The sequence below is a fragment of the Saccharothrix sp. ST-888 genome (assembly GCF_000955975.1).
Lineage (GTDB): Bacteria > Actinomycetota > Actinomycetes > Streptomycetales > Streptomycetaceae > Kitasatospora.
In genome coordinates this window covers 1-9,219 of sequence record NZ_JYJF01000165.1, presented here as the reverse complement: position 1 = coordinate 9,219, position 9,219 = coordinate 1, and the positions used below count along the sequence as shown (strand labels likewise).

Here is a 9,219-nt window from a genome sequence, read left to right as displayed (position 1 = left end):
CCACGCTGGCGGTGCAGAAGTGGTCGCCCGTCGCGTCGTGCGTGAAGACGGCGCCGACCTGCGCGTTGACGGGGGTGGCCCGGGCGGTGCGGGTGGTGCCGGGGTGCTTGGTGATCGCGGCGAGCAGACGCTGGCGGCTCCAGCCGTGGGTGGTGGCGGTGCCGCCGGCGCTCGCTGCCGCCCGGCTGCCGGACGCGGTCGCGGTGCCTGCCGGGTGCGATGAGGCGCACCCGGTCGCCGCCAGCCCGAGGGCGCAGGCGGCCGCGCACACCCGCAAAACGATCCGCCCGGGAACCGCCACCTGTCCACCGCCCTGGTCCGCCCGTGTCGCCGAGGTCACCCGAACTGCCCCGTGCCGACTTCCCAGCCTCACCCATCAGGCGGATTGCCGCCAGGGCGGTGCGTCCGGACGGGGAGGTGCACACCTCGGTGTACTCGGATGCGGCCCCGGGCGCGCATCAGGGCTGATCGACCAGCTATGCTGCCGGGGACGGCCCTGAGGGGCCGTCTGCTGCTGCACCGGGCGCTGCCCGGCCGCACGGCGAGCCGGGGCGGTAGCTCAGCCGGTTAGAGCAGGGGACTCATAATCCCTTGGTCGTGGGTTCGAGTCCCACCCGCCCCACCAGAAAGCCAGGGCTCACCTGGATGAACTGTAGAGCAGGTAGTGCCCGCTCGAGGCCCGACAGGCCGAGATTCACCCGTCCGGGAGCGCCCTGCGGGCAGTGGGTTGACGATCCGTCACAGGCGGTCCGTCCCCGCGAGCCGGCATTCGTCACGCGTCCGGTCCGGTGGCCGGAGCGGACTGCGCCGCAGGAGCGGGTGTCCGGCGCAGGACCCCGAGGACCGTGGTGATCCGGCCGGCGACCGCGATGATCAGTCCCGCGACGGCCGTGATGACCGCCGCCGCCGAGTCGCCCTCGTCCGAGTTCCGGTCGGCGGGCTGTGTCACCACGATGAGCTGCGTCACATACGGCGCCGGTGCTGCCGGCGTGGAGGCGCTCGCGCTCGGTCGGCGGTTCGGCCGAGCCGCTTCCCCCGCGGCTCTTCGCACCGAGTTCCCCTCCCCGGGAGACTCGGGCCCTGGCGCAGCGGTTCCGGCTCATTGCGGTGTGGTGAAGCGGTAGCCGTCGGCGAGCAGGGCCGGCAGGTAGGTGTGCAGGGCGTCGACGGTCTGGGAACGGTCGCCGCCGCCGTCGTGGTTGAGCACGATCGAGCCGGGGCGGACGCCTTCCAGTACCCGACTGGTGATCTGCGCAGTCCCCGGGCGGTCCCAGTCGCGCGGGTCGACGGACCAGCCCATCGGCCGCATCCCGAGCTCCGCGCAGACCCGCAGCGTGACGTCCGCCCAGTCGCCGCCGGGTGCGCGGAACCAGGTGACGGGTCTGCCGGAGAGCCCCTGGAGCAGGTCCGAGGTGCGTTCCAGCTCGTCGTGGACCTGGGGCTCGGGCAGGTGCCGCAGGTCGGGGTGGGTCCAGGTGTGGTTGCCGATGTGGTGGCCCTCGCCGGCGATGGCCCGGACCAGCGCGGGGTACTCGGCCGCGTTCTCGCCGATCAGGAAGAAGGTGGCGCGGATCCCGTGGCTGCGCAGCAGCTCCAGGACGACCGGGGTGTGGGTGGGGTGCGGGCCGTCGTCGAGGGTGAGGGCGATCGTCCGCTCCGAGGCGTCCAGCTCCAGGAGCGGATCGGTGACCGGCTGCGGCTTCGCGGGGCCAGGGGGCGGGCCGGGTGTGTTGGCCGCCGGGGAGCCGGTGCGGGAAGCGGCGGGGGCAGGGTGCGCGCCTGGCGCCCCGTCAGGCTTGGCGGCCGACGGAAGGGTGTCGGAGGGCGGTCCGGAGTGCGAGGCGTCGCTCGGGTTTCCGGCCGGTGGGCCGCAGGCGCCGGTGGACAGCACGGTCACCCCGGCGATGCTCAGAAGCAGCCTCCGGGAAATCATCTGATGATGCGACAGCATGATGAGATATCTCCCTCGACCCCGGCTTCGCTACGCAGGTGAAGGCCGCTCCGACGCCGAGTGCCACCCCAACAGCTGAATCCGAGTCAGCTGCAATCCGCCATCCGTGGGCGTGGCCCCGGCCGGCGGGCCGGATGCTCACCCGGATGGGAGCCCAGCGGTGGCGAGTGGCCATCCGGTGACTGACGGTGATGAAGGCGTGAGTCCGCGATTCCTGAGCCGGTGACCGAATCGGCTGTCGCCCGGACCCGCCGGAAGGATCAGCCTCATGCGCGTGCAGCCCATCCTCATCGCCGGGGCGGCCATCGCCGCCGTCCTCGCATTCGGTGCCCCCGCCGTCCACGCGGCGGGCAACCCAGGTTCTCCGTCGGGGCAGCAGGCGTCCCAGGGCGGTCCGGCAGCCGTCGAGGACCAGCACGTCTGGGACGAGCAGAGCAGGAAGGACGAGGGCTGGAAGGACGAGAGTAGGAAGGATGAGGGCAGGAACGACGGGCCGAAGGACGGTCGCCGGGAGGACCGCCGCCAGGGCGAGCACGGAAAGGGCGACCACCGGAGGGACGACCACCAGGAGAGCATGGGCTACCGCGAGGAGGGCCGGAAGCCGCGCGGTGGCGTGCACACCGGTGGCGGCGGTCTGGCGCTCGCCGGTGGCGGGCTGGCCTCCGGCGTGGCGCTGCTGGGCGGCGGCCTGGGCCTCGGCGCGTACACCCTGCGCCGCCGCAGGGTGGCCGGCGGCACGAGCTGAGGACTCGGCAGTTCCCTCTTCGTCGTGGCCGACGCCTTCGTGGTGTCGGCCACGACGGTGCGTCGAAGAGTCCGGCCGCGGCCGGGCCAGGACGCCGGAATCCGGACACATCCCAGCCCCCGGGGGAGCCCTTCCCGGACGAGGCCGGAGCAGACGAGAGAGGTACGAACGCCGATGGCCGACGGGACGGCTCCGACGGAGCCCGAGCAGCAGGACCCGGGCAGCCGGGACAGCAGTCCGCGACTCCTCAGATGGGCGATGTGCGCGGCGGCGCTGGGGCTGCTGGTGATCTACCAGTCCGTGGACCAGCGCACGGTGCCCGTCCAGCCGCCGACCGCCGTGGCCGGAGCCGCCGCGCCCTCGGCCGCCGCGCCCTCGGCCGCCGTACCGTCGGCCGCCGCCGCGAGCCCCGCCGCGAAGGCCCCGGCGGCCCCGGGCAATGCGGTGCCTCCGCTGGCCCGGTCCAAGCCGACCAGGATCCGGATCCCGCAGCTGGCCGTCGAGGCCCCTTTCACCGAGCTCGGCCTGGACGCGGCCGGCACCCTGGAGGTCCCGCGCCCCGACGACCCCAACCTGGTCGGTTGGTTCCGCGGGGGCCCCACACCGGGCGAGCGCGGTCCCGCGCTGCTCGCCGGACACGTCGACACCGCCAAGGGGCCCGCGGTCTTCCTGATGCTGCGCACGCTGGCCCCCGGCAGCACCGTGGAGATCACCAGGGCCGACGGCACCGTGGCGGTCTTCGCGGTGGACGCGGTGAAGACCTTCCCGAAGAACGGGTTCCCGGACAACGAGGTGTACGCCGACACCCCCGACGCCCAGCTGCGCCTGATCACCTGCGGCGGCTCGTACGACCGCAAGCTGAAGGACTACACGGAGAACATCGTGGTCTTCGCCCATCTCCAGTCCTCCCGGCAGGCCTGAGCCGCCGAACCGGGGCGGCGCTTCCGTATGCTGGCCGGATGCTCACCCCAGCCGCCCTGCCGACCCCGCTGCAGGTCCTGGCCGACCCGGCGCTCGCCCGGGCAGGCGTGGAGCTGCGGCTGAAGCGGGACGATCTGGCGCATCCGGCCGTCCCCGGCAACAAGTGGCGCAAGCTGGCCCCGAACCTCGCGCAGGCCGTCGCCGACGGGCACGCCCGACTGCTGACCTTCGGCGGGGCGTACTCCACCCACGTCCGGGCGGTGGCGGCGGCCGCGCAGGCGCTCGGGCTGGCCTCGGTGGGCGTGATCCGGGGCGAGGAGCTCGCGGCGGCGCCGCGCAACTGGTCGCTGCGGGCGGCCGAGGCGGCCGGGATGGAGCTGGAGTTCGTCTCCCGCTCGGCGTACCGGGGGCTGGTGGGCGGGGAGCACGGCGAGCACGGGGCGCTGCTGCGGCGCTGGGGGCGCTGCCTGGTGCTGCCGGAGGGCGGGTCCAACGCCCTGGCGGTGCGGGGCGCGGCGGAGATCCCGGCGGAGATTCCCGCTCTCGGGGCCCGGGACCTGCTCTGCTGCCCGGTCGGCACCGGTGGCACGCTGGCCGGGATCGCGGCCGGACTGCCCGACGGTGCGCGGGCGCTCGGGGTGGCCGTGCTGCGCGGCGAGGGCTACCTGGAGGGCGAGGTGGCCGGACTCCACCGGGCCGCGTACGGGCGGGAGTTCGGCAACTGGCGGATCCACCACGGCCATCACGGCGGCGGCTACGGCAAGGTCCCGGCCGAAGTCGAGTCGTTCGCCGTGGAGTTCGAGCGGCGCCACGGGGTGCCGGTGGAGCGCCGGTACGTGGCGAAGACTCTGCTGGCGGTCCACGACCTCGCCGCAGCAGGGGAGTTGGCGCCCGGGACCAGGGTGACCGTGGTGATCACCGGGCTGCCCGATCCGGTCGGGGGCTGAGGGCGCGAGGACTGCTCGCGTTCGGCACGCCGTCGTGAGCGCCGCTGCGCGCGGTTCCCCCGCACCTCCGTGGGGCTCCGGGGGTCAGCCGAAGGAGAGGTTGGAGCAGAGGTCGCTGTCGGCGGCGCGGGTGTTGTCGGCGATGGTGGTCGGGATGGTGGTGGGCAGCGCGCTCGGGGCGGCGGAGGCGGTGTCGTCCGGCGCGTAGTCCCGGCCGAGGGTGACGGTGGCGCCGTCGGCGGACGGGTCCGCCCGCAGCTCTGCGCCCGGGAAGTACTGGGCGAGCTGTTCGGCGGCACTCTGCCGGTCCGGGGCGTACGTGATCAGGGTGGTGCCGCGACCGGTGGCGTCGGCGCCGAGGGTGATGTTCCGGTACCCCTTCGCCTTGAGGGCGTCGCCGGCCTGCTTGGCGAGTCCGCCGGTCCGGGAGCCGTTGACGACGGTCACCGGCAGATCGGCGCCGGCGGCGGCGGTGGCGGACGGCGAGGTGGACGGAGCGGCCGGGGGGGTGGTGGAGGACGGGCTCGCGGCGAGCTGGCCGGTGCTGTGGCCGTCCAGGGTGTCGTCCTGCCGCAGCAGGTTCCAGAGCTGCTCGGCGTCGGGGTGCACCAGGGCCACCCGCTCGCCCGAGTAACGCCAGGGCACGGTCACGAAGTTGATGTCCTGCAGTTTGATGTTCTGCAGCGACTGCGCGAAGTCGGCGAGCTTTATCGCCGTGCCGAGCCCCGGGTCGACGGTCAGCGCCTTGGTGGCGGCGTCGGCCAGCGGGAGCAGGGTGGCCGGGTTGAGGCCCTCGGCCTGGACCTTCTTGACGAGCGAGGCGACGAAGGCCTGCTGGCGCTTCACCCGGCCGATGTCGGAGCCGTCGCCGAAACCGTGCCGTGCCCGGACGTAGTCCAGTGCCTGCTGCCCGGAGAGGGTCTGGCGGCCCTTGGTGAGCTTTATCCCGTACGAGTCCACGTCGTTGGGGACGCAGACGTCCACGCCGTGCACGGCTTCGGTCATCGCGGAGAAGCCCTTGAAGTCCACCACCACGGTGTGGTCGACCCGCAGGCCGGTGAGCGCCTCGACGGTGTTCTGGGTGCAGGCGGGGTTGCCCTGCGGGAACTCGCCTATGGTGAAGGCCGAGTTGAACATCTGGTTGGCGTGCGCGGTGGTCCACTTCCCGCTCGGCAGCCGGCACGGCGGGATGGTCACCAGGGTGTCGCGGGGTATCGACACCGCGACGGCGTGCCGGTGGTCACCGTAGACGTGCAGCAGCATCGCGGTGTCGGAGTGGCCGACGCCGAGGTCACCGCCGCCGAGCGAGTCGTTGCCGTTGTCCCGGGTGTCGGAGCCGAGCAGCAGGACGTTGACCGGGCGTCCGCCGCCAGGTGCGGGGGCGGCGGCCGGCGGTCGGCTGGGGGCGATGCCACCCGCGTCGAAGGTGCTGATGTTCTGGTCGATGTGCCAGTAGAACCAGGCGCCGCCGCCGGCGGTGGCCAGGACCAGGACGGCGGCCGTGGCACCGGCGGCACGGGCGAGCCGCACTCTGAGGGAGGCGGGCGCGCCCTTCGGGGGACGGCTCTTGGCGTCGGTCATCATCAGCGCTCTCTGTACGGCAGCCCGGGGAGTTCGGCGATCTGGTGCGGCTCTCACCAGAAAGACGGTTCGGCGAGGCGTCCGGTTACACGAGTGCGCACCCTAGCAAGGGGGATTCGGGCATCCGTGATCCCCCCGGGGCGAGGCCGCGTCAGGAAGGGGCGTGCTCCACGGCGCTGGCCGGACCGGTGGCGGAGTCCGGCCCTGCGCCTTCGAGCATCCGGCGCAGCAGGTCACGCAGTTGGGCCCGCTCGTCCTCGGCGAGGGCGGCCAGTGGCTCGCGGGCGAAGTTGAGCGACTCGCGCAGTTCCTCGGAGGCGTCCTTGCCGGTCCCGGTGGCGGCGACCAGCTTGACCCGGCGGTCCTGCGGATCGGCCTCCCGGGTGACGAACCCGCGATTCTCCAGCCGGTCCACGATGCCGGTGATGTTGGATGGCTCGCAGCTCAGTGTCTGGGCGATGTGGCGCATCGGCATCGGGCCGCGTCTCAGCAGCGCGAGCACCTTCGCCTGGGCGCCGGTGAGCGATCGGGCGGCGGCGGCCTCCTCGTACTCCCGGTGGAAGAGCGCGACCAGGCTCGCCATGAGGTCCACGACCTCGCGGGTGATCGCGTCGGCGGGCGGCGGGGCGACCGGATTCGGTTGCATCTCCATGGTTCCGAGTCTAGCTGAAAAGTTGACAACCTGAACCTTTCATGTCCACGATTGCTTTAGTAGATCAACCTTTCAGGTCGACCAGTTCATGTCCGGGGACGACCCAGCCCAGGGAGTGCATCCATGTCAGAGCAGGCAGTAGCGGAGCAGGCAGTACCCACCACCGGCCGCGAGTGGCATCTGGCGGCCCGGCCGGAGGGCTGGCCGAAGCCGACCGACTTCACCCTGGTCGAGGCCGAGGTCCGACAGCCGGGTCCGGGCGAGATCCTGGTCCGCAACGCGTACCTGTCGGTCGACCCCTACATGCGCGGGCGGATGAACGACGTGCGCTCCTACGTCCCGCCGTTCCAGCTCGGCGCGGTGATGGACGGCGGCGCGGTCGGCTACGTGGTGGCCTCGCAGGCCGAGGGCTTCGAGGTGGGCGACGCGGTGCTGCACGGCCTCGGCTGGCGCGAGTACGCCACCGTGGACGCCGAGCGCGCGGTCAAGGTCGACCCCGAGCTGGCCCCGCTCTCCTACTACCTGGGCATCCTCGGCATGCCCGGACTGACCGCCTACGCCGGACTGCTGGAGGTCGCGAGCTTCAAGCCGGGCGACACCGTCTTCGTCTCCGGTGCGGCGGGTGCGGTCGGCTCGCTGGTCGGCCAGATCGCCAAGCTCAGGGGTGCCGCCCGGGTGGTCGGTTCGGCCGGTTCCGCCGAGAAGGTCGCCAAGCTGGTGGACGACTACGGCTTTGACGCCGCCTTCAACTACAAGGACGGCCCGGTCCGCGACCAGCTGACCGAGGCGGCGCCCGAGGGCATCGACGTCTACTTCGACAACGTCGGCGGCGACCACCTGGAGGCCGCCATCTCCGCCCTCAAGGTGCACGGCCGGGCCACCCTCTGCGGCGCGATCTCGCAGTACAACTCCACCGGCGCCCCCGAGGGTCCGCGCAACCTCGTGCAGGCCATCGGGAAGCGGCTGCGTCTGCAGGGCATGCTGGTCGGCGACCACGCCGCGCTCCAGTCGCAGTTCGTCGCCGAGATGGCGGGCTGGCTGAAGGACGGCAGCCTGCACTACGACGAGACCGTGGTGGACGGCGTGGAGGACGCCGCCGAGGCCTTCATCGGCCTGCTGCGCGGTGACAACACCGGCAAGATGGTGGTCAAGCTGGCCTCCTGACGCCCCGTCGGCTGCCGGAGCGCCCCCGCGGACTCGTCTCCGCGGGGGCGCTCTGCGTGTGCCGGTGTGTGCGTGCCCGTGCGTCTCCGCGCACGTCTGCGCAAGGATCCGGCCGTTTCGACGGTCCGTCACACCCGTTGTGGAGCAGGGCCGCTACGGTTGATCCGTTCTGGATGGGGCCGTTCGGGGGAGAGATCCGGAGGAGGGGTAGACCTCGTGGCGGATCTGGCTAGCATTGAGCGAGAGCTTGTCCGTTTTGCTCAACTTGATGACCTAATGTCGAATAAGTTGGGCGCCACGGGGGCAGGAACTGGTCACGCAGTGAGACAGGACCGGTGGCGGGTACGAGGCAGCTGGGGAAGGCGACCCTCGTCCACAGCCTGGAGGTCCCGGTGACGACACGTGGAGTCCTGTACGTCCACTCCGCGCCCCGCGCGCTGTGCCCGCACGTCGAGTGGGCGGTCGCGGGCGTGCTCGGTGTGCGGGTCAGCCTCGACTGGATCCGCCAGCCGGCCGCGCCCGGTCACTGGCGTACCGAGTTCTCCTGGCAGGGTGAGCCCGGCACCGCGTCGAAGCTGGCATCCGCCCTGCGCGGCTGGCAGTTGATCCGGTACGAGGTGACCAGCGAGCCCTGCGCCACCGCCGAGGGGGAGCGCTACAGCAGCACGCCCGCACTCGGCATCTTCCATGCCGTCACCGGGATGCACGGCGACATCCTGATCCCCGAGGACCGGCTGCGGGCCGTCCTGCTGCGGGCCAAGACCGAGGGCAGCGACCTGGAGGCCGAGGTGGCACGGCTGCTCGGCAAGCCCTGGGACGACGAGCTCGAACCCTTCCGCTACGCGGGCGAGGGCGCCCCGGTCCGCTGGCTGCACCAGGTGGTCTAGGGACCCGCTCGGCAGGGGCGGCGTGACGCATCAGGGGCGCGGGGCTCCGTTCGATCGAACAGAGCCCCGTGCCCCCGGCATGCGCTACGTCAGATGGTGCGGAAGGCGAGGACCACGTTGTGGCCGCCGAAGCCGAAGGAGTTGTTCAGCGCGGCGATCCGGCCCTCGGGGAGCTTGCGGGGCTCGCCGCGCACGATGTCCGCGTCGACCTCGTCGTCCAGGTCGTCGACGTTGACGGTCGGCGGGGCGAGGCGGTTGTGCAGCGCGAGCACGGTGGCGACGGTCTCGATGCCGCCGGCGCCGCCCAGCAGGTGGCCGGTCATCGACTTGGTGGCCGAGACGGCGATGTGGTCGACGTGCTCGCCGAGCTC

Annotated in this window: 10 protein-coding genes, 1 tRNA gene and 1 pseudogene; 6 read left to right on the top strand and 6 right to left on the bottom strand. The window is 72.5% G+C overall.

The features are described 5' to 3' along the window. Nucleotides 1–340: hypothetical protein (locus UK12_RS30775; RefSeq protein WP_197085302.1), on the bottom strand; the 340-nt coding region annotated here is incomplete at its 3' end. Nucleotides 341–548: 208 nt separating this feature from the next. Between UK12_RS30775 and UK12_RS30770 the strand changes: the two genes are divergently transcribed. After that, nucleotides 549–625, top strand: a tRNA-Ile gene (locus UK12_RS30770). 147 nt (nt 626–772) lie between these two features. Here UK12_RS30770 and UK12_RS30765 read toward each other — a convergent pair. Together UK12_RS30765 and UK12_RS30760 are read right to left on the bottom strand one after the other, a co-directional pair. Beyond that, complete coding sequence (locus UK12_RS30765; RefSeq protein WP_045306489.1) at nt 773–967, bottom strand: hypothetical protein; 195 nt, start codon at nt 965–967, stop codon at nt 773–775. A gap of 132 nt (nt 968–1,099) precedes the next feature. Further along, a complete protein-coding gene (locus tag UK12_RS30760; RefSeq protein ID WP_052682323.1) occupies nt 1,100–1,951 on the bottom strand; it encodes a polysaccharide deacetylase family protein in 852 nt (283 codons plus the stop codon). A gap of 268 nt (nt 1,952–2,219) precedes the next feature. Between UK12_RS30760 and UK12_RS30755 the strand changes: the two genes are divergently transcribed. From UK12_RS30755 to UK12_RS30745, 3 genes are all read left to right on the top strand, one after another. After that, a complete protein-coding gene (locus UK12_RS30755) occupies nt 2,220–2,696 on the top strand; it encodes a hypothetical protein (RefSeq protein ID WP_052682320.1) in 477 nt (158 codons plus the stop codon). A 174-nt stretch (nt 2,697–2,870) separates the two neighbouring features. Then, nucleotides 2,871–3,617, top strand: a complete 747-nt coding sequence (locus tag UK12_RS30750) for a class F sortase (RefSeq protein ID WP_045306488.1) — start codon at nt 2,871–2,873, stop codon at nt 3,615–3,617. 38 nt (nt 3,618–3,655) lie between these two features. Then, nucleotides 3,656–4,564, top strand: coding sequence for a 1-aminocyclopropane-1-carboxylate deaminase/D-cysteine desulfhydrase (locus tag UK12_RS30745; protein ID WP_045306487.1), 909 nt, complete (start codon nt 3,656–3,658; stop codon nt 4,562–4,564). A gap of 84 nt (nt 4,565–4,648) precedes the next feature. On the opposite strand, the gene UK12_RS30740 is transcribed toward UK12_RS30745, so the two are convergent. Both UK12_RS30740 and UK12_RS30735 read right to left on the bottom strand, forming a co-directional pair. Continuing rightward, nucleotides 4,649–6,145, bottom strand: a complete 1,497-nt coding sequence (locus UK12_RS30740; protein ID WP_045306493.1) for an LCP family protein — start codon at nt 6,143–6,145, stop codon at nt 4,649–4,651. A gap of 151 nt (nt 6,146–6,296) precedes the next feature. Continuing rightward, a complete protein-coding gene (locus tag UK12_RS30735; RefSeq protein WP_231591454.1) occupies nt 6,297–6,797 on the bottom strand; it encodes a MarR family winged helix-turn-helix transcriptional regulator in 501 nt (166 codons plus the stop codon). Between the two features lie 123 nt (nt 6,798–6,920). Here UK12_RS30735 and UK12_RS30730 point away from each other — a divergent pair, with 123 nt between their 5' ends. Together UK12_RS30730 and UK12_RS30725 are read left to right on the top strand one after the other, a co-directional pair. Then, nucleotides 6,921–7,961, top strand: a complete 1,041-nt coding sequence (locus UK12_RS30730) for an NADP-dependent oxidoreductase (protein ID WP_045306486.1) — start codon at nt 6,921–6,923, stop codon at nt 7,959–7,961. A 392-nt stretch (nt 7,962–8,353) separates the two neighbouring features. Then, the gene (locus UK12_RS30725; protein ID WP_045306491.1) at nt 8,354–8,848 is read left to right on the top strand and encodes a DUF3145 domain-containing protein; all 495 of its coding nucleotides are present in this window, start codon (nt 8,354–8,356) and stop codon (nt 8,846–8,848) included. An 89-nt stretch (nt 8,849–8,937) separates the two neighbouring features. Here UK12_RS30725 and UK12_RS30720 read toward each other — a convergent pair. Next, nucleotides 8,938–9,219 (bottom strand): annotated as a pseudogene (locus tag UK12_RS30720) (beta-ketoacyl-ACP synthase); the annotation flags it as partial.

Bases quoted from the DNA above. Each gene is read 5' to 3' on its own strand.
- UK12_RS30760 (WP_052682323.1), bottom strand. From the start codon at position 1,951: ATGCTGTCGCATCATCAGATGATTTCCCGGAGGCTGCTTCTGAGCATC.
- UK12_RS30730 (WP_045306486.1), top strand. From the start codon at position 6,921: ATGTCAGAGCAGGCAGTAGCGGAGCAGGCAGTACCCACCACCGGCCGC.
- UK12_RS30745 (WP_045306487.1), top strand. From the start codon at position 3,656: ATGCTCACCCCAGCCGCCCTGCCGACCCCGCTGCAGGTCCTGGCCGAC.
- UK12_RS30740 (WP_045306493.1), bottom strand. From the start codon at position 6,145: ATGACCGACGCCAAGAGCCGTCCCCCGAAGGGCGCGCCCGCCTCCCTC.
- UK12_RS30750 (WP_045306488.1), top strand. From the start codon at position 2,871: ATGGCCGACGGGACGGCTCCGACGGAGCCCGAGCAGCAGGACCCGGGC.
- UK12_RS30735 (WP_231591454.1), bottom strand. From the start codon at position 6,797: ATGGAGATGCAACCGAATCCGGTCGCCCCGCCGCCCGCCGACGCGATC.
- UK12_RS30755 (WP_052682320.1), top strand. From the start codon at position 2,220: ATGCGCGTGCAGCCCATCCTCATCGCCGGGGCGGCCATCGCCGCCGTC.